Genomic DNA, 19,852 nt, shown 5'->3' with positions numbered 1-19,852 from the left:
GGATGAGAATAAGAAAAGATTCCTTGTTAATAAAAATAATTTTTTATAATGATATAGCAATATTTTTGACATCTATTTTAATCGCAATAGTTGTAATATTAACTTCATTTCAAGATATGGAACAAAGAATCGAAGATACAACTAAAAATAAGATGAATCTTCTTATGGGAAATTATAAATCTTATTTTGGAGAAATTAGAAATGATGTCTATAAAGAGATTGGAAAATATAGAATCAGTGAAGGGAATCAACAAATAGCAGAGATGCTAAAATATAATCTATTAAAAGAGGATTTTAGAAACTATTATAACTCTGTAGTAACAATACTATCATCAGATGGAGAATTGTTAGGGGAATATGGAAATAAAGGAAATCTAGGGACATTAAATGAAGATAATATTCATATTTTACTTGAAACTTCTAACAAAAAAGAGTTTGAAGAAACAGGATATTATTTAGCTCAAGTGGATAACAAAATTTATGGAAGAGTAGTTATTCCCTATGGAAATGAAACAACAACTTTTTATTTAGTAGTCTCAATTCCTATAAATAGAGATTTTTTGACTTCCTTAACAGATGGATTGGAACTTAGTTCAAAAGATAGAGTATACTTTGTAACTAATAGTCCAGATAAAGATGAGCTTCAAGCAAAGTTTTTCTTTTCAAATAGAACGTATAAAGAGATTCTGAGAAAAGATTATAAAAACTACTATTTAAATAAAAAAATCAATGGTTTATCATATTATGTTGGAATTTATAATTTAATAGGTTATAATGATAGTTATTTAGGAAGTTTTATACTATCTTTATCAAAAGAAAGATTAACTGAAGAAAAACTAATGACATCTATTTATATAGGTATTTTGGTTCTTTTAATAATGATTATAAGTTCTACAGTTTCTAGTAAGGTATTTAGAAAGCTATTGATGCCTCTTACTCAAATAGCTGACTTAGCTGATGAAATTTCAAAAGGTGAAAAGGTTGAAGATATAAAAGTTATTGGTCAGGGAGAAATTAGAACACTATCAATATCTTTTAAAGAGATGATTGAAAAGTTGAATATTGCTCAAGAGGATTTAACTATTCAAAATAAAGAGTTAGTTAGAAATATTGAGAGAATAGAAGCTATTGATAAACTTCTGATGGGGATGAATATAGAACAAGATACATTTAAAACTATAAAAAAACTAGTTTCAGGATTTACTTCAGAAGTTGGTCTTGGTTATAGTAGAGCGATGTATTTTAGATATAGTAGAGAAAATGATTATCTAATTGGAGAAGAGGTTGCTATAAATCGTAGTTTGAATGAGGAGAGCAAAAAAGGTTTTAAGTTTCAATTGAAAAATTTGAAAGAACTAGTTTTATTTGCAAAAGTTCCTATAAATAATGATAATTTATTAGCGAAATCATTTAAAGAGCAAAAGATAATTTATAAGAACGATACAGGATATAAATATGATTTAGGAAATGATGTTTTAAAAGCTATCGGACTAAAAAATTTCTTTATTTTTCCTATACATGGTGCTGGAAAATTTTCTGGCGTAGTGGTAGTAGACAACTATGCAAAGGACATCAGAATTAACCAGGAAGAGTTAGAGTTATTAAACTTACTTTCAATGAATTTTTCTATCGGAATAAATAATAAAGAAACAATCTTAGATACTTTAGAAAGTGAGAGAGTTTTAACAATAGAAAAGCTAGCCACAAGATTTTTAAAGTTAAGAGGAGAAGTTGTTGAAAAATTGTTGAAATGTGTTGATTCAGAAAATCCTGGAGAAAAAATAATAGAAGAGTTAACAACTATAAAGCCTTATTTAGCAAGAATTAAAGAGGATAATGAATCACTAAAAATTTATTCTGAAGAGATTGAAGATAAATATGAGCGAGTTAGTTTAGATAAAATAATAAATGAGATAATAACAGATTATAGTCAAAAATTTAAAAGTGAAAATATTTCAATTTCATTTTTTAATGCTACAACTGGAAGTGTCTTAGGCAGTAGAAAGAAATTAAAAAAAGTAATAAAAGAGCTTATAGATAATGCTTGTAACGCTCTCTTAGATAAACAAAGTAATAGAAGGATAGATATAATTCTTTCTAAAAGAAAAATTAATGAAAAAATTGAATTGAAGATTATTGATAATGGTATTGGAATATCTCCGAAACAATTGGAAGATATTTATGAACCATTTATAAGTTATTCTCCTCAAACCTTAGGGTTAGGATTGTTTTTTGTTCATAAGGTGATAAAAGACCATGGTGGAGTAATAAAACATTTCTCAGAAGAGGGGAACAGTACTGAAGTAAAAATAACTTTAAATGCATATAAGGAGGAAGTCTAATGGAAGAAAAAGATTACGGGAAAACGTTGAACCTTCCGAAAACAAGTTTCCAAATGAGGGCAAACTTACCAACGAAGGAACCAAACATCTTAAAAAAGTGGGAAGATGAAAAAATTTATGAAAAGGGATTACAAAAGGGAAGTAAAACATTTATACTTCACGATGGACCTCCATACGCAAACGGTGGAATCCATATAGGTCATGCTTTAAATAAGATATTAAAAGATATAATTTTAAAGTATAAAAGATTATCTGGATACACAGTGCCTTACGTTCCAGGATGGGATACTCATGGATTACCAATAGAATTAAAGGTAAGTGAGGAACTAGGTGCAAAAATGAAAGAAATGTCACCTCTTGAAATCAGAGAGAAGTGTACAGAGTATGCTAAAAAATGGGTAGAGATTCAAAAAGAAGGATTCCAAAGATTAGGAGTTTTAGGAGAATGGGATAAACCATACTTAACTTTAAATCCTGAGTATGAAGCAAAGCAATTAGAAGTATTTGGTGAGCTTTATGAAAATGGATATATTTTTAAAGGGTTAAAACCAATTTACTGGTCACCAGTAACAGAAACAGCTTTAGCGGAAGCTGAAATAGAGTATAAAAATCATGTTTCTCCATCTATTTATGTAAAAATGGAAGCAAACAAAGAGATTATGGACAAGTTAGAAATGACAGAACCATTATATCTAGTTATTTGGACAACTACTCCATGGACTTTACCTGCAAATACAGGAATTGCTTTAAATGGAGAGTTTGAATACGGAATATATAAAACAGAAAAAGGAAATCTAATTTTAGCAAAAGTTTTAGCAGATAAAGCATTTAGCGACATGGGAATAAAAGAAATGGAGCTAATAAAAGAGTTTGTAGGAGCTGACTTAGAAAACTTAACATATAAACACCCATTCTTAGATAGAACAGGAAAAGTAGTGTTAGGAACACACGTAACTGCTGAAGCTGGAACAGGAGTTGTTCATACTGCACCTGGACATGGTCAAGACGACTATGTTGTAGGAGTTAGATACGGATTACCAATCATTTCTCCAATTAATAATAAAGGAGTATTAACAGAGGAAGCTGGACAATTTGCTGGATTATTCTATAAAAAAGCAAATAAAGTTATAGCAGAGCACTTAACAGAAACAGGACATTTATTAAGTTATAAAGAGTTTGAACACTCTTATCCTCATGATTGGAGATCAAAAACTCCAGTAATCTTTAGAGCAACAGAGCAGTGGTTTATAAGATGTGAAGGATCAGATTTAAGAGAAAAGGCGTTAAAAGCTTTAGACGACGTTAAATTTGTTCCAGAGTGGGGAAGAAATAGAATAGGTTCTATGTTAGAGACAAGACCTGACTGGTGTATCTCAAGACAAAGAACATGGGGAGTACCAATTCCTGTATTCTATAACGAAGTAACTGGAAAAGAGATATTTGAAAGAGAAATTTTAGATAGAGTTATTGAACTTGTTAAAAAAGAGGGATCAGCAGCTTGGGTTAAATATTCACCTGAGGAGCTAATTGGAGAAGAGTTATTAGTTAAATACAATCTAAAAGGATTAGAATTAAGAAAAGAAACTAATATAATGGACGTTTGGTTTGATTCAGGAGTATCTCATAGATCTGTTTTAGAAACTAGAGAGGGATTACATAGACCAGCTGATTTATATTTAGAAGGATCGGACCAACATAGAGGATGGTTCCAAACATCGTTATTAACATCTGTTGGATCAACAGGAGATGCACCATTTAAGATGCTATTAACTCATGGATTTGTAAATGATGGAGAAGGTAAAAAGATGTCAAAATCTGTAGGAAACGTTGTAGCACCTCAAGATATAATTAAAGTTTATGGAGCAGATATATTAAGATTATGGTGTGCATCAGTTGATTATAGAGAAGATGTAAAAATATCTGACAATATTTTAAAGCAAATGGCAGAAGCTTATAGAAGAGTAAGAAATACAGCTAGATATATACTAGGAAACTCAGCAGATTTTAATCCGGTAACAGATGCAGTAGCTTATGAAGATTTAATGGAAATAGATAAGTGGGCATTAAATAAGTTAGAAAGATTAAAAAGAGTAGTAACAGAATCATATGAAAAGTATGAGTTCTATAACTTATTCCAAGAAATCCACTATTTCTCAGGAATTGATATGTCAGCATTCTACCTAGATATAATAAAAGATAGATTATATGCTGAAAAAGCTGATTCTAAGGAAAGAAGAGCTGCACAGACAGTAATGTCAGAAGTTTTAGTAACATTAACTAAAATGGTAGCTCCTATATTATCATTTACAGCTGAAGAGATTTGGGAAACTTTACCAGAATCATTAAAAGATTCTGAATCAGTATTATTAACTGATTGGTATGTAAACAATGATCAATACTTAAATGATGAGTTAGATACAAAGTGGGAAGAAATTGTAAAGTTAAGAAAAGATGTTAATAAAACATTAGAGTTAGCAAGACAAGGTGAAAATAAAATAATAGGAAACTCTTTAGATGCAAAAGTTATTTTAAGTGCAGATAATGCAGAGTTAGCAAAATTCTTAGAGGATAATAAAGAGATTTTAGAAGAGGTATTTATTGTTTCTCAATTAGTAATTGCTAATGAAAAAGATGATTCATTTGTAAAAGGTGAGGAGCAAGAGGCGCTATTCGTAAAAGTTGAGCATGCAGATGGAGAGAAGTGTGAAAGATGTTGGAAATACTCGACAGAGTTAGGAACTAATCCAGAGCATCCAACAGTATGTCCAAGATGTACATCAGCACTAGTTGATTAATTATTCAAAGAGGTGAGCTGTGTTATATATAGGGATAATATTTTTATTAGTATTCTTAGATCAAATATCCAAATATGAAATAGACACTTGGTTAGTAGAAGGAGAAACTTTCCCAATTTTGGGAGAGTTTTTCCATCTAACTTATGTAAAAAATAGAGGTATAGCTTTTGGAATGTTTCAGGGAAAACTTGATATAATCTCTATTTTAACAATTATAGTGATATTTGGATTAGGTTTTTACTTTTTTAAAAATAGAAAGAAATTTTCAGTTATTGAGAAATTAGGATACTCATTTATTTTAGGTGGAGCAATTGGAAATATCATAGATAGAATCTATAGAGGATTTGTTATTGATATGATTGACTTTAGAGGTATATGGGTATTTGTATTTAATTTAGCTGATGTTTGGATAAATGTAGGAGTTATTTTAATAATAATAGATAGCTTACTAGATAGTAAAAGGAAAAAGAAAGATTAGGAGGAAGTGAAATGACATTTCAAGAGATGATATTTGCTCTTCAGCAGTATTGGAGTTCAAAAGGGTGTATCATTGGAAATCCATACGATATAGAAACAGGAGCTGGAACATTTAATCCGAATACATTTTTAATGTCTTTAGGACCAGAGCCATGGAACGTAGCATATGTTGAGCCATCAAGAAGACCAAAGGATGGTAGATATGGAGAAAATCCAAATAGAGTTTATCAACACCACCAATTTCAAGTTATAATGAAGCCATCACCAGATAATATTCAAGAGCTTTATTTAGAATCGCTAAAGGTTTTAGGAATAGATCCTTTAAAGCATGATATTCGTTTTGTTGAGGATGATTGGGAGTCACCAACATTAGGAGCATGGGGATTAGGATGGGAAGTATGGCTAGATGGAATGGAAGTAACTCAGTTTACATATTTCCAACAAGTTGGAGGATTAGAGTTAGAAGTTGTTCCTGTTGAAATAACATACGGATTAGAAAGATTAGCACTATATATTCAAAACAAAGAAAATGTGTATGATTTAGAGTGGGCACCAGGAATTAAATATGGAGATATGAGATATCAGTATGAGTATGAAAATTCAAAATACTCATTTGAAGTAGCGGATTTAGAAAGCCACTTTAGATGGTTTGATGATTATGAAAAAGAAGCTGATAGAGCATTAAACGAGAATTTAGTAATGCCAGCATATGACTATGTTTTAAAATGTTCTCACACATTCAACGTTCTAGACTCAAGAGGAGCAATCTCTACAACAGAGAGAATGGCTTATATTTTAAGAGTTAGAAACCTAGCTAAGAGATGTGCAGAAGTATTTGTACAAAATAGAAAAGAACTAGGATACCCTTTACTGAAAAAAAAGTAAAAGGAAAAAAGAGGAGGAATAGAAAGTGAGATTACTTTTTGAAATAGGAATGGAAGAGTTACCTGCAAGATTCCTTGTTCAAACTCTAAAAGAGATGAAAGAGAACTTAGAAGGTAAGTTAAATGAAAAAAGAATAAAATTTGATGAAATAAAGACTTTTGGAACACCAAGAAGACTTGTTGTTTTAGTAGAGGGATTAGCAGAAACTCAAGAAAACCTAGATATCTTAAATATGGGACCTGCAAAGCAAGTTGCTTTTGGTGAAAATGGAGAGATTTCAAGAGCGGGATTAGGATTTGCTAAATCTCAAGGAGTAGAAGCTACTGATTTAGAAATCATAGAAACTCCTAAAGGTGAGTATATAGCAGTTAGAAAGTTTTTAAAAGGTGAATGCACAAAAGCTTTACTTTCAGATCTTTTAAAAGAATTAGTATTAGAGATTAATTTCCCTAAATCAATGAAGTGGGGAATGAAAAAATTAAAGTTTGCTAGACCAATTCAATGGTTTTTAGCTTTAGTAGATGGAGAAATAGTAAACTTTGAAATAGAAGGAATAAAAAGTGGAAGAGCATCAAGAGGACATAGATTCTTTGGAAGCAATTTTGAAGTTTCTACTATTGATGAATATTTTGAAAAAATAAAAGAAAATAATGTAATTATAGATGTTGAAGAGAGAAAGAACTTAATTAAGAAACTTATAAAAGAAAAATGTGAAGATTCTAATGAACAAGTTTTAATAGATGAAGATTTATTAAAAGAGGTTGCAAACTTAGTGGAGTATCCATATCCAATAGTTGGAACATTTAATTCTGATTTCTTAGAAGTTCCTCAAGATGTTTTAATTATATCTATGCAAGTTCACCAAAGATATTTTCCTATTTTAGATTTAGAAGGAAAACTTTTACCTAAATTTGTTGTAATTAGAAATGGTATTGAAGATTCTGAGCAAGTTAGAAAAGGAAATGAAAAAGTTTTATCTGCAAGACTTGCTGATGCAAGATTCTTCTATCATGAAGATTTAAAGAAGCCTCTAGTAGAAAATGTTGAGAAATTAAAACAAGTTGTATTCCAGAAAGATTTAGGAACTATATATAACAAAATTGAAAGATCTCAGAAAATAGCAGATTATTTAATAGAAGCTACTGGAATGGAAACTAGAAAAGAAACAATTGATAGAACAATTTTATTAGCGAAAGCTGATTTAGTTTCTAATATGATTGGAGAAAAGGAGTTTACAAAACTTCAAGGATTTATGGGAGCGGACTATGCACTAAAATCGGGAGAGTCGGAGTTAGTAGCAAAAGGAATTGAAGAACATTATTATCCAAGATACCAAGGAGACCTTTTACCAAAAGGTGTGGAAGGAATCATAACAGGAATATCTGATAGAATAGATACTCTTTGTGGATGTTTTGGTGTTGGAATAATTCCAAGTGGTTCTAAAGATCCATTTGCTTTAAGAAGAGCAGCTTTAGGTATTGTAAATATTGTTTTAGATTCAAATTTAAATATTTCTTTAAAGGCTTTAGTAGAAAGAGCTCTAGATACACTTGCTGCAGCAGGAGTATTAAAAAGAGATAAAGCTGAAGTTTTAAATGAAGTAATGGAATTCTTTAAACAAAGAGCATTAAATGTATTTACAGAAATGGGATATTCAAAGGATATTGTATCTGCAGTTGTAGATAAGAGCTTTGATAATTTAGTAGATACTTTATTAAGAATAAAAGCTGTCGATGAGTTTACAAAAATGGATAGCTTCAATAACTTAGTTTCATTAATGAAAAGAGTTGGAAATATCTCTAAAGGATTTGAAGGAGTTATGGTTGATCCTAATCTTTTAAAAGAGGAGATAGAGAAAGAACTATTTGATAAATCTCAAGAAGTTGCAAGAGATGCAAAAGAGATGTTAGTTGCTAAAAACTATATAGGTTACTTAAATGTACTTTTATCAACTGAAGATATTATCAATAGATACTTTGAGTCTATAATGGTAATGGACAAAGATGAAATTATAAAAAATAATAGATTATCACAACTTAATTATATTGCTACAATTTTTAATAAGATGGTTAACTTAACGTTAATTGAAGAGAAAAAATAAAAAAATATTGACTAAATAATACAAATAATATATAATTTAATTACAAAAAAACAAAATCATCAAGAGAGACTGAGGGACTGGCCCTATGACGTTTCAGCAACCTACCTTAGAGGTGTGGTGCTAATTCCAGAAAGATGACTAATAAGAGCATAAAGCCTTTTATCTTTCTGGAGAGATAAAAGGCTTTTTTTATCTCTTTTGATTAATATTTAGGAGGAAATAATGAAAAATTTAACTTACTTTACTTCAGAGTGTGTATCACCAGGACATCCAGATAAAATAGCAGATCAAATATCAGATGCGGTATTAGATGCGTGTATTAAAAATGATCCAGCAGCAAGAGTAGCTTGTGAGGTTTTCTGTACAACAGGACAAGTTGTTGTAGGAGGAGAGATTACAACAACAACTTATATTGATATACAAGATATAGTTAGAAATAAAATAGATGAAATTGGATACAGACAAGGAATGGGATTTGATTCAGATTGTGGAGTTTTAAATGCAATTCATTCTCAATCTCCAGATATAGCTATGGGTGTAGATGTAGGAGGAGCAGGAGATCAAGGAATAATGTTTGGTGGAGCTGTAAAAGAAACTCCAGAATTAATGCCATTAGCATTAGTTTTAGCAAGAGAAATAATTGTAAAGTTAACTAGATTAACAAGATCAAAAGAGCTTGTTTGGGCAAGACCAGATGCAAAATCTCAAGTTACATTAGCTTATGATGAGAATGGAAAAGTTGTAGGAGTGGATACTGTTGTAGTTTCAGTTCAACATAATCCAGATGTAACTCAAGAGCAAATTCATAAAGATGTAAAAGAACTAGTAATAAAGCCAGTTTTAGAAACTTATAATTTAAATGCAGAAGAAGTAAAAAATTATCATATAAATCCAACTGGAAGATTCGTAATTGGAGGACCACACGGAGATACGGGATTAACTGGAAGAAAAATAATTGTTGATACTTATGGTGGATTTTTCAGACATGGAGGAGGAGCGTTCTCTGGAAAAGACCCTTCAAAGGTTGATAGATCAGCCGCATATGCAGCTAGATGGGTAGCAAAAAATATTGTTGCAGCAGACTTAGCTGATAAATGTGAAGTTCAATTATCATATGCTATTGGAGTAGTTGAGCCAACATCAGTAAAAGTAGAAACATTTGGAACAGGAAAAGTAGATGAAATTAAATTAGCTGAAGCTGTTCAAAATGTATTTGATTTAACACCAAGAGGAATTGAAAGAGATTTAGAGTTAAGAAGTGGAAACTTTAATTATCAGGATTTAGCAGCTTTTGGACATATTGGAAGAACAGATTTGGATTTACCTTGGGAAAGAGTAAACAAAGCTGAAGAGTTAAAAAAATATTTAGATAGATAATACTATACGAAAAAAGGGAAGAATATACTTCCCTTTTTTTTATTTTAGTGTTAAGCTATAAAAAAAGAAAAGGAGAGGTGAGTTATGAAATATTTATTTGTAAATTATCCTAAGTGCTCAACATGTGTAAAAGCAAAAAAATGGTTAGAAGAAAATGGTATAGAATTTGAACCAAGACATATTGTTGAAAATAATCCAACAAAAGAGGAGTTAAAAAAATGGATTGCTTTAAGTGGTCAACCAATAAAAAAGTTTTTTAATACAAGTGGTATTTTGTATAGAGAGATGAATTTAAAGGAGAAAGTAGCTCAAAATAATGAAGATGAACTTTTAGATATCCTCTCAACTAATGGAATGTTAGTAAAAAGACCTTTACTTATAGGAAATAACAAGGTTTTAATAGGGTTTAAAGAAAAAGAATGGGAAGAACTAAAAAAATAAAAAACTGTTGACAAAGAATGAAAAAAATGGTACTATTATTATGTAGCAACAACGCATCAGCGTTTAGTTGCCCCGTTCGTTCAGTGGTAAGGACAATAGATTTTCACTCTATAAACAGGGGTTCGATTCCCCTACGGGGTACCATTTGGAAGCATAGCTCAGTTGGGAGAGCACCTGCCTTACAAGCAGGGGGTCACTGGTTCAAGTCCAGTTGTTTCCACCATGTAGATTTTAAAAGCACATAAGTGCTTTTTTTTATTTTTTGTAAAATAAAAAAGGGATAAATTCTGTTTAGTCCCTTTTTACAATTGCTTCTTTAAAAGATTAGTTGTATCTAATTTATAAGATTCTTTATTATTTAAAAAATTAAGAACATCTTCTGTTAAGTCAACACCACCATAAATTGTAGCACTTTTTTCAATAACCATTTCTAAATTTTTTTGTTTTCCAATTAAAATAGCAACAGAATCTATTTCAAATTTAATATCATAAATGAAATTTTGTTGATCCTCTTGAAAAACACGTTCAGAAGTTTCAATCTTTTCTTGAAATTGTTTTTTTAAATCTAATAATTTTTTTTTATCATCTTCTGTAATTTTTGAATTTGATTTAATAACTTTCTCTTGTTCTAATAAGCTTTGTCTTAATCCTTCAATTTCTGAATTTAACTCTAATCTTTTATTTTCAAGTTTTTCTTCCATTTCAAAACGCTTATTGTATTGACTAAAGATGTATTCAGAGTCGATAACTCCAATATTGAGTGCAAAGGCTGAAGTGGTCATAAAAAGCAATAGAAATAAAACATTCATATAAATACTCCTTTTTGTGGAATTTTATTCTTATTATACATTATTTTGCTAATATTTGATATAATATTTAAAAGAAAAATAAAAAGAGGGTGGAGAATTGAATAAGAAACTAAAAATATTTTTACTTTTGATACAGATATTTGGTATCGGGCTTTCTTTATATTATAGAAAATTTTTATTAACAGTTGCAGTAGTTTTAATGTTAATATATAATCTATACGTTTTTTTTAAGTGGAAAAAAATAAAAATGAAAAATAATTTTATACTAAGATCTTTTATAGCTTCAGATATAATTTTATTTTGTTTTTTTATTCTAATATTTAGAATGATTCAGATACAACTATTTGATTCAAACAATTATAAAGAAGCGATAAATAAGCAGATAAATGTTGAAAGAAGAGAGGGTGGAGAAAGAGGGAATATATATGATTCAAAGGGAAAAGGATTAGCATATAGTATTAATATGTATGAATTATCAGTAGATCCAAAAAGATTCATAAAATCTTTAGAAGCTCCAGAAGCCTTAAAAGAGTTGGTAAACAAAAAATACATAAGAGATAACTATAGACCACTATTAAATACGATAAATAAGCTTGGTAAAGAAGAACGAGTTTATAAAAGATTAAATAGAAATATAGATGATGTAGAGAAAAAAGAGATTGAAGATATTTTAGAAAAGTATAATATAAAAGGTAAAAATATTATATTTTTAAGTGGAAGAAAGGAAAGACGTTATTATAAGCCAGATCAATATTTCTTTTTAGTTGGAAATATCGGGTTTAAAAAAGGAACAGAAAAAGAGGGGATTTTTGGAATAGAACTTTTTTATGAAAATTATTTAAAAGGAGACAAAATATCTAGAATTATCCCAAGTATTAGGAGTTTAGGAATTGGATTACCTACTTCTAGTGCTAGAACAAAAGTCAATTTAGATGGAATGAATATCCATTTAACTGTTGATAATGATTTACAATATATTTTGAATGATGAAATGGAAAAACAATTTAAAAAAACAAACTCAGAAGAGGCATATGCTGTTTTAATGGATCCAAATAATGGTAAAATATTAGCAACTTCATTTTTTAGAAAAAATAAAAAAAATGTGGCTAATCCAATATTTCAATCTCAAGTAGAACCAGGGTCTATATTTAAACCACTTGTGATAGCTGCAGCGTTACAAGAAAAAAAAATAAGAAGAAATACTAATTTTGATATAGGAAATGGAACTATAACAAAATATAAACATACTATAAGAGAAAGCAGCAGAAGTGTAAAAGGTATTTTAACAACAGAAGAGATATTAAAAAAATCAAGTAACGTAGGTATGGTATTGATTGGAGATAAGTTTACAAATGAGGAGTTTGACTCTTATTTAGAGAGGTTTGGATTGTATGATAAAACAGGTGTTGATTATCCTTATGAGAAAAAACCTAGAAGAGAATCCGTAAAAAGATGGAATGGTTTGAAAAAAAGTACAATGTCCTTTGGACAAGGAATTGCAGTAACACCGATTCAAATGATAACAGCTTTTTCAGCGGTAATTAATGGTGGAATAATGTACCAACCATATATAGTTGATAAGATAACAGATAAAGATGGTTTAGTAGTGAGAAGAAATTTACCTATACAAAAAGGTAAAGTCATAACAGAAGCAGTATCAAAAGAGATGAGAGCTATGATGGAGTTAGCTGTATTAGAAGGAACTGTAAAAAAAGCTCATGTTGATGATTATAGAATAGGTGGAAAAACAGGAACTGCTCAATATAGTGAACATGGAAGATATGTAAAGCACGAGTACTTATCATCTGTAATGGGATTTTTCCCTGTAGAAAAACCTCAATATATATTGCTAGCTATGTTTTTTAAGCCTCAAGGAGATGTTTTATACGATAAATATGGTGGAACAGCGGCAGCTCCAGTTTTAGGTGAAGTTGTAAAAAGAGTAACTAAGACAAAAAATATTTATTCTCAAAAAATAGAGAATATAAGAGTCCAAGGAAAGCGAAGTTTGAGAAGCATCGAAAATAATGAAGAACTAGTCATAATGCCAGATTTAAAAGGATTAAGTGCTAGAGAAGTCATTGAAATTTTTAAAGGTAGTGATATTGAAGTTGAGCTGACAGGAACAGGTGTTGTTCAAAGTCAAAGTGTTGAACCACAAAAAGAATTAGTTGATATAAAGAAAATAAAAATAAAATTAAACTAGGAGAAAGTAATGAGATATTACAGTGTCTATATAGAAAAGACAAAAGATTTCTATACTTATGCCAGTGATGAAGAGAATATAAATATTGGAGATAGAGTCTTAGTATCTTTTAGGAATAAAGATAAGGTTGGACTGATTATTGAAGAGGAGAAAGATAAAGAATATACTTTTAAAGTTTTAAAAATAAAAAAAGTATTATATGAAGAGTTAAGTTTTTCTAAAAAATTTATAAAATTACTCTTATGGATAAGAGATTATTATATGAGTCCTTTTGATCAAGTTTTTTCTACAGCAGTACCTTCAGGAGTAAAAGTAAAATATGAAGATATTTATCGACCTAAAAATCTTAGTAGTACTTTAATTAAAGATGAGATTTTAGAATATTTTTTGAAGAAAAGTTTAGTTAGAAAAAAAACATTAATTGATAGATTTTCAAAAATTAAAATACAGGAATATCTAGATAATAATTATTTGAAAATTGAAGATAATTGGTATGGTCTTCAAGAAGGTATTGAAGATGTTGATATAGAACTAAAATTATATTTTCAAGAGAGAGTAGAAATTGGAAAAGTAACTTTGGAAAAGAAATTTGATAAAAAAACTATTGAAAATCATTTGAAGAATGGAACATTAATACTTGAAAGAAAAATAAAAAGTTTTAATGAAGAGAAATTAAAAAAAGATATTGAAAAAGAAGAGTATAAAGAAGATACTAAGTTAAATTCAGAGCAGGAAAGAATAAAAAGTGGTATTGAAACTTCAAATAAAAGACATTTTTTAATAAGAGGAGTAACAGGTTCTGGAAAGACTGAGATATATATACAACTTATAAAGAGAGCTTTAGAAAATGGAAAAGGATCAATATTTTTAGTTCCAGAAATATCTTTAACTCCTCAAATGGTAAAAAGATTTAAAAAAGAGTTTGGAGAAGAAGTGGCAATACTTCACAGCAGATTATCTAATATAGAAAGAGCAAAAGAGTGGTATAGTATATATACAGGCGATAAAAGAGTTGTTTTAGGAGTTCGTTCAGCAATTTTTGCTCCTGTAAAAAATCTTGAATATATTATTGTAGATGAAGAGCATGAAAATAGTTATAAACAAGATAGTACACCAAGATATAATGCAAAGTATGTAGCTATAAAGAAAGCTGAATTAGAAAATGCAAAAGTAGTTTTAGGTTCAGCAACTCCATCAATTGAAAGTTATTATTATGCTAAAAAAGGGATATTTCAACTTTTTGAAATAGATCATAGATATAAGGATGCAAAATTACCAGAGATAGAGATTGTAGATATGAAAGAGGAGAAAGATAGTTTTTTCAGTGAAAAACTTTTAGAGGAGATAAGAGGAGCACTTTTAAGAAAAGAACAGATAATACTTCTTCTAAATAGAAAAGGATATTCTACATTAGTTCAATGTCAAGAATGTGGACATATGGAGGAGTGTGAGCATTGTTCTATAAAATTAAACTATTATGCAAGTAATAATAGCTTGAAGTGCAACTATTGTGGTATATCAAAAAGATTTTTAGGTCATTGCTCTAAATGTGGAAGCAAAAATATATCTTTTAGTGGACGTGGAGTTGAAAGGGTAGAAGAGGAACTTCGAAAAAGATTTCCTGTAAACATAATTAGAGTTGATGGAGATGTTTCAAAAGAAAAGAATTTTTATGAAAATATGTATAATGATTTTTTAGGTGGGAAATATGATATTATGATTGGAACTCAAATGATATCTAGAGGATTACATTTTCCCAATGTAACTTTAGTTGGAGTAATAAATGCAGATACAATTATGAGTATCCCTGATTTTAGATCAGGTGAAAGAACATATCAAATGATAACTCAAGTAGCTGGAAGAGCTGGAAGAGGAGAGAAAAAGGGGAAAGTTATAATTCAGACTTATCAACCTGAAAATTATATAATAGAAAAAATTCAGGAAAATAGTTATATAAATTTTTATGAAAAAGAGATAGAGAAAAGAGAGATACTTTTTTATCCCCCATTTTCAAAAATAATAAATATTGGAATATCTTCAAATGAGGAATATGGATTAGAAGAGTATTGTCATCTGGTATTTAAAGAGATTGAACATGAGAAGGTAGAGCTTTATGGACCTATGAAATCCTTAGTTTATAAAGTGAAAGGAAGATATAGATGTAATATATTTATAAAAGGGGATAGAAGAGAAATCAATGAGTATAAAGTATTTTTAGAAAATAAACTGAAAAAAATAGAGAATAAAAAATATAGAATAGTTGTTGATGTAGACCCGATTAATCTAATATGATATAATATATATTGAAAAAAAAGAGAATTGGAGGAAAATACATGTTATACGACATAAAAATATATGGAAATGAATGTTTAAGAACTGTAGCTGAACCAGTAACAGAAATAACGCCAGAGATACTTGAAATTTTAGATAATATGGTAGAAACAATGCATGAAGCTAATGGAGTAGGACTTGCAGCGCCACAAGTTGGAATAAGCAAGAGAATGTTTGTAATTGATATTGGAGATGGAATTGTAAGAAAGATTATAAATCCAGAATTAATAGAGTTATCAGATACTGTTGAAAATATAGATGAAGGGTGTTTAAGTGTTCCTGGAATTTATAAACCTGTAAAAAGATCAGTAACAGTAAAGATAAAGTATTTAAATGAAAAAGGTGAAGAGGTAATAGAAGAGGGAACAGAACTTTTAGGAAGAGCATTCCAACACGAGTATGATCATTTAGAAGCTATTTTATTTGTAGATAAAATATCACCAGTAGCTAAAAGAATGGTATCTAAAAAATTACAACTTTTGAAAAAAGAGGTAGGTAAAAACTAATGAAAAATCTACTTTGGATAGTCCCGTTAGTTATACATTTTGCATTTTTAGGACAAAATATATTTAGATCATTTGTTAAAATCGATAAGTTAAAAATGGAGCAAGAGATAAAGATTAAACAAAAAAAAGAGATTGAAAGCTTAATTGTTAGATATGATGAAATGATTGAGAATATAAATAATCCCTTTTACAGAGAAAAAGTAGCTAGGAATCAACTCCAAATGGTTTTACCAGGAGAAAAAATTTATAGATTAATTGAAACAAAGTAGGAGGAAAAATGAAAAGAGAGTTAGCTTTAGAGTTTGCTAGAGTTACAGAAGCAGCAGCCTTAGCAGCTTACAAATGGGTAGGTAGAGGAGATAAGGAGGCAGCAGATCAAGCAGCGGTAGACGCTATGAGAACTGTACTAAATGGGATAAAAATTCAAGGGGAGATTGTAATAGGAGAGGGAGAGATTGATGAAGCTCCTATGCTATACATCGGTGAAAAGGTAGGGATAGATTCTCTTGATAAAGAAAGATATTCACAAGTGGATATTGCTGTAGATCCAGTTGAAGGAACAAGAATGACAGCACAAGGTCAGGCTAATGCAATTGCAGTTTTAGCAGTAGGGAATAAAGGTAGCTTTTTAAAAGCTCCAGATATGTATATGGAAAAATTAATAGTAGGACCTGAAGCAAAAGGTGTAATCGATTTATCAAAACCTTTAATGGAAAATATAGATAATATTTGTAAAGCTTTAAATAAACCATTAAATGAGCTAACGGTAGTGGTATTAGACAAACCAAGACATAAAACTATAATAAAAGATTTACAAGATTTAAATATTAAAGTTTACGCTCTACCAGATGGAGATGTAGCGGGGTCAATACTAACATCAGTTGTAGATTCAGATGTAGATGTACTTTATGGTATAGGTGGAGCTCCAGAAGGTGTTATATCAGCTGCTGTAATCAAAGCTTTAGGTGGAGATATGCAAGCTAGGTTAAAATTAAGAAGTGAAGTAAAAGGTGTATCATTGGAAAATGATAAAATATCTGCATATGAAAAGTCTAGATGTGAAGAGATGGGACTAAGAGTAGGAGATGTTTTAAAAATGGATGATCTTGTAAAAGATGATGAAGTTATTTTCTCAGCAACAGGAATAACAAGTGGAGATCTTTTAGAAGGTGTAAAAAGAAAAGGGAATATAGCTAGAACTCAAACTTTAGTTATAAGAGGAAAAAGTAAAACAGTTAGATATATAAATGCTGTTCACAACCTAGACTATAAACCCGAAGATATAATGGAATTAGTAAAATAATTAAATAATAATTGAATAGAAAAGTAGAGAATATTCTCTACTTTTCTTCATTATTAAATGAGGAGGATAAATGTTTTTTTATGATGATTTTATAAAAAAAATAGAAAAGACAAAAGTACAATATAAACCATTAAAGAAGTACACTCTTGAAGGAAAAAAAATGATTGTATGGTTAGGAACGGGAGTACCACTTTTATTAATTGGAGCTCTTCAAGGATATATAGGATATACAAAGAATTTCAGCATACCATATATAGGAATAGCTGCATTACTATTATTTTTAGGATTTAAACATTTAAAAAATCTTTTTAAATATAAAATAATTTTAGACTGTGAAAATAAAAAGATTTTAGGTCAAGGATTGAATCTATCTTTTGATGAAATAGATACATGTACTATGAAAGAAGGAGTAGTAGGAAAAGGAAATAGATTACAAGTTATAATAAGAATAGTTACAAATGATAAAAGAGAGATAATTATCCCTTTAATTATGGGAAATAAAATTGACTTTATCTGTACTTTAAAGGATGAACTAAAGGGTAAGTTTTCAATAATAAAGGGATAGGAGTGATTCTATGAAAAAATTAACTTTTTTGCTTTGCTTGTTTTTAATAAGTTTTTCTTTTGGTTTTGGTAAAAGTAATGAAAGAGAGTTTAGAGGAGTTTGGATAGCAACAGTTGACAATATAAACTGGCCCTCTAAGCAAGGTTTAACTATCGAAGAACAAAAGCAAGAGTATATTGCTATTTTAGATGAAATAAAAAGTTTGAATATGAATGCTATAATAATGCAGGTGAGACCTACAGCAGATAGATTTTATAAAAAAGTTAATAAAGAGCCATGGTCTAAATATATAACTGGAAAAAGTGGAAAAGATCCAGGATATGATCCTTTAGAGTTTTTTGTAGAGGAAGCTCACAAAAGAAATTTAGAATTTCATGCATGGTTTAATCCATATAGAATAACATTAAAAAATAATGAAAAAATTCCTGAAAATCATATAGCTAAAAAGAATCCTAACTGGGTTATTGAATATGGTGGAAAATATTATTATGATCCTGGAAATCCAAAAGCTAGAGAGTTTACAGAAGATGTTATAGTTGATGTTGTAAAAAATTATAATATAGATGGTGTTCATATGGATGATTATTTTTATCCGTATCCAGTGTTAGATAAAAATAAAAAAGTTGTTCCTTTTGGAGATGCTAAATCTTATAAACTATATGGAAAAGGAATGAAACTTGAGGATTGGAGAAGAAAAAACACAGATACTTTTGTAATGGAACTATCGAAAAAAATAAAAAAGACAAAACCATATGTGAAGTTTGGAATAAGTCCTTTTGGAGTTTGGAGAAATAATGATAAAGATCCAACTGGATCAGCAACAAGAGCAGGTGCAGAAAATTATGATACTTTATATGCAGACACAAGAACATGGATACAAAATGAATGGATAGATTATATAGTTCCACAAATATATTGGGATTTTAATTTAAAAGTTGCTCAATATGATATTTTAGTTAATTGGTGGATAAATGAAGTAAAGAATAGTAATGTTCATTTATATATAGGCCATGCAGCTTATAAAATTGGAAGTAATAAAGCTTGGAAAAATGAAGATGAACTTGTAAATCAGATAAAGTATAATAGAAATTTTGAAAATGTTCATGGAAGTGTATTTTTTGGATTTGATAAGATTCAAAAAAACAGCCTTAATATTAAAACAAATTTAAAAGAAAAAGTTTATGAGACGCAGATATTACCCCCAACAAGCCCATGGATAGATACAGTTGCTCCGAATCCCGTGGCTAATGTAAGAGCAAAAATTATAAAAGAGGGAGTTCTTTTAACTTGGGATGATCCTGCTAATAATTATGCTGACTACTATGCTATATATAGAAGCACAAATAAAGAATTTGATGAAAAAAATTCTAAATATCTTTTGACTACTATAAAAAGAAAATATGGACTAAAATATTTAGATGAGAATATTGAAAAAAATAAAACTTATTATTATAAAATAGCTCCAGTAGATAGAGTTCATAATCAAGGTGAAGTAAAAGAAAAAATTATTTTAAAAAAATAAAAAAAGTTTGTTGACAAACAATATAAATTGTGGTACTATATCTTTGTAAGTGATGCGGGAGTAGCTCAGTTGGTAGAGCGTCAGCCTTCCAAGCTGAATGTCGCGAGTTCGACCCTCGTCTCCCGCTCCATACAAAGATGCGTCATTAGCTCAGATGGTAGAGCACACGACTTTTAATCGTGTTGTCACTGG

15 protein-coding genes, 3 tRNA genes and 1 riboswitch are annotated in these 19,852 nt (G+C 29.5%); of the genes, 17 read left to right on the top strand and 1 reads right to left on the bottom strand.

Features of this window, described 5'->3' with window-relative positions:
- Positions 1-2: 2 nt before the first annotated feature.
- From Q0V08_RS00680 to Q0V08_RS00640, 9 genes are all read left to right on the top strand, one after another.
- Entirely contained in the window at positions 3-2,342 is a 2,340-nt protein-coding gene (locus tag Q0V08_RS00680; protein WP_297431171.1) for a sensor histidine kinase, read from the top strand.
- The gene (ileS, locus tag Q0V08_RS00675) at positions 2,342-5,137 is read left to right on the top strand and encodes an isoleucine--tRNA ligase (RefSeq protein WP_297431169.1); all 2,796 of its coding nucleotides are present in this window, start codon (positions 2,342-2,344) and stop codon (positions 5,135-5,137) included. Before Q0V08_RS00680 ends, ileS begins: the two co-directional genes overlap by 1 nt.
- Positions 5,138-5,156: 19 nt before the next feature.
- Complete coding sequence (gene lspA / locus Q0V08_RS00670; protein WP_297431167.1) at positions 5,157-5,615, top strand: signal peptidase II; 459 nt, start codon at positions 5,157-5,159, stop codon at positions 5,613-5,615.
- 11 nt (positions 5,616-5,626) lie between these two features.
- Positions 5,627-6,499 (top strand): glycine--tRNA ligase subunit alpha, encoded by an 873-nt coding sequence (gene glyQ, locus Q0V08_RS00665; RefSeq protein ID WP_023051410.1) that lies wholly within the window; start codon positions 5,627-5,629, stop codon positions 6,497-6,499.
- A gap of 25 nt (positions 6,500-6,524) precedes the next feature.
- Complete coding sequence (glyS, locus tag Q0V08_RS00660) at positions 6,525-8,600, top strand: glycine--tRNA ligase subunit beta (protein WP_297431165.1); 2,076 nt, start codon at positions 6,525-6,527, stop codon at positions 8,598-8,600.
- A 53-nt stretch (positions 8,601-8,653) separates the two neighbouring features.
- A riboswitch (SAM riboswitch) is annotated at positions 8,654-8,741 on the top strand.
- A gap of 81 nt (positions 8,742-8,822) precedes the next feature.
- Positions 8,823-9,977, top strand: a complete 1,155-nt coding sequence (gene metK / locus Q0V08_RS00655; RefSeq protein WP_297431163.1) for a methionine adenosyltransferase — start codon at positions 8,823-8,825, stop codon at positions 9,975-9,977.
- A gap of 84 nt (positions 9,978-10,061) precedes the next feature.
- Entirely contained in the window at positions 10,062-10,418 is a 357-nt protein-coding gene (locus Q0V08_RS00650; protein ID WP_297431160.1) for an arsenate reductase family protein, read from the top strand.
- Between the two features lie 69 nt (positions 10,419-10,487).
- Positions 10,488-10,562: transfer RNA gene (locus tag Q0V08_RS00645), tRNA-Glu, on the top strand.
- A gap of 3 nt (positions 10,563-10,565) precedes the next feature.
- Positions 10,566-10,641: transfer RNA gene (locus Q0V08_RS00640), tRNA-Val, on the top strand.
- Between the two features lie 79 nt (positions 10,642-10,720).
- Here Q0V08_RS00640 and Q0V08_RS00635 read toward each other — a convergent pair.
- The gene (locus tag Q0V08_RS00635) at positions 10,721-11,227 is read right to left on the bottom strand and encodes an OmpH family outer membrane protein (RefSeq protein ID WP_297431159.1); all 507 of its coding nucleotides are present in this window, start codon (positions 11,225-11,227) and stop codon (positions 10,721-10,723) included.
- A gap of 97 nt (positions 11,228-11,324) precedes the next feature.
- Here Q0V08_RS00635 and Q0V08_RS00630 point away from each other — a divergent pair, with 97 nt between their 5' ends.
- The 8 genes from Q0V08_RS00630 to Q0V08_RS00595 all read left to right on the top strand — a co-directional run bounded on the left by Q0V08_RS00630 (position 11,325) and on the right by Q0V08_RS00595 (position 19,790).
- Positions 11,325-13,433 (top strand): penicillin-binding protein, encoded by a 2,109-nt coding sequence (locus tag Q0V08_RS00630; RefSeq protein ID WP_297431157.1) that lies wholly within the window; start codon positions 11,325-11,327, stop codon positions 13,431-13,433.
- 9 nt (positions 13,434-13,442) lie between these two features.
- Positions 13,443-15,725 carry a primosomal protein N' gene (gene priA, locus Q0V08_RS00625; RefSeq protein ID WP_297431155.1) on the top strand — a complete coding sequence of 761 codons (2,283 nt, stop codon included), beginning with the start codon at positions 13,443-13,445 and terminating at the stop codon, positions 15,723-15,725.
- Between the two features lie 41 nt (positions 15,726-15,766).
- A complete protein-coding gene (def, locus tag Q0V08_RS00620) occupies positions 15,767-16,270 on the top strand; it encodes a peptide deformylase (protein ID WP_240218840.1) in 504 nt (167 codons plus the stop codon).
- Entirely contained in the window at positions 16,270-16,539 is a 270-nt protein-coding gene (locus tag Q0V08_RS00615) for a septum formation initiator family protein (RefSeq protein WP_023051418.1), read from the top strand. Before def ends, Q0V08_RS00615 begins: the two co-directional genes overlap by 1 nt.
- Positions 16,540-16,547: 8 nt before the next feature.
- Entirely contained in the window at positions 16,548-17,573 is a 1,026-nt protein-coding gene (glpX, locus tag Q0V08_RS00610) for a class II fructose-bisphosphatase (RefSeq protein ID WP_297431151.1), read from the top strand.
- A gap of 70 nt (positions 17,574-17,643) precedes the next feature.
- On the top strand, positions 17,644-18,138 hold the full coding sequence (locus Q0V08_RS00605) for a hypothetical protein (RefSeq protein WP_297431149.1): 495 nt from the start codon (positions 17,644-17,646) through the stop codon (positions 18,136-18,138).
- 10 nt (positions 18,139-18,148) lie between these two features.
- Positions 18,149-19,660: a family 10 glycosylhydrolase gene (locus Q0V08_RS00600; RefSeq protein WP_297431147.1), complete on the top strand. Its 1,512-nt coding sequence runs from the start codon at positions 18,149-18,151 to the stop codon at positions 19,658-19,660.
- Between the two features lie 54 nt (positions 19,661-19,714).
- Positions 19,715-19,790 (top strand) — tRNA-Gly (locus Q0V08_RS00595).
- The last annotated feature ends 62 nt before the right edge of the window (positions 19,791-19,852 follow it).

The organism is uncultured Cetobacterium sp., assembly GCF_947038635.1.
Taxonomy (GTDB): Bacteria; Fusobacteriota; Fusobacteriia; order Fusobacteriales; family Fusobacteriaceae; genus Cetobacterium_A.
Note: the sequence above shows the minus strand (reverse complement) of the source record. Positions and strands in the feature narration are given on the sequence as shown.

Excerpts from the sequence above, each read along its gene's own strand:
- def (WP_240218840.1), top strand. The coding sequence starts at position 15,767 with ATGTTATACGACATAAAAATATATGGAAATGAATGTTTAAGAACTGTA.
- glpX (WP_297431151.1), top strand. The coding sequence starts at position 16,548 with ATGAAAAGAGAGTTAGCTTTAGAGTTTGCTAGAGTTACAGAAGCAGCA.
- Q0V08_RS00605 (WP_297431149.1), top strand. The coding sequence starts at position 17,644 with ATGTTTTTTTATGATGATTTTATAAAAAAAATAGAAAAGACAAAAGTA.
- Q0V08_RS00680 (WP_297431171.1), top strand. The coding sequence starts at position 3 with ATGAGAATAAGAAAAGATTCCTTGTTAATAAAAATAATTTTTTATAAT.
- ileS (WP_297431169.1), top strand. The coding sequence starts at position 2,342 with ATGGAAGAAAAAGATTACGGGAAAACGTTGAACCTTCCGAAAACAAGT.
- Q0V08_RS00615 (WP_023051418.1), top strand. The coding sequence starts at position 16,270 with ATGAAAAATCTACTTTGGATAGTCCCGTTAGTTATACATTTTGCATTT.
- Q0V08_RS00635 (WP_297431159.1), bottom strand. The coding sequence starts at position 11,227 with ATGAATGTTTTATTTCTATTGCTTTTTATGACCACTTCAGCCTTTGCA.
- priA (WP_297431155.1), top strand. The coding sequence starts at position 13,443 with ATGAGATATTACAGTGTCTATATAGAAAAGACAAAAGATTTCTATACT.
- metK (WP_297431163.1), top strand. The coding sequence starts at position 8,823 with ATGAAAAATTTAACTTACTTTACTTCAGAGTGTGTATCACCAGGACAT.
- Q0V08_RS00600 (WP_297431147.1), top strand. The coding sequence starts at position 18,149 with ATGAAAAAATTAACTTTTTTGCTTTGCTTGTTTTTAATAAGTTTTTCT.
- glyQ (WP_023051410.1), top strand. The coding sequence starts at position 5,627 with ATGACATTTCAAGAGATGATATTTGCTCTTCAGCAGTATTGGAGTTCA.
- Q0V08_RS00650 (WP_297431160.1), top strand. The coding sequence starts at position 10,062 with ATGAAATATTTATTTGTAAATTATCCTAAGTGCTCAACATGTGTAAAA.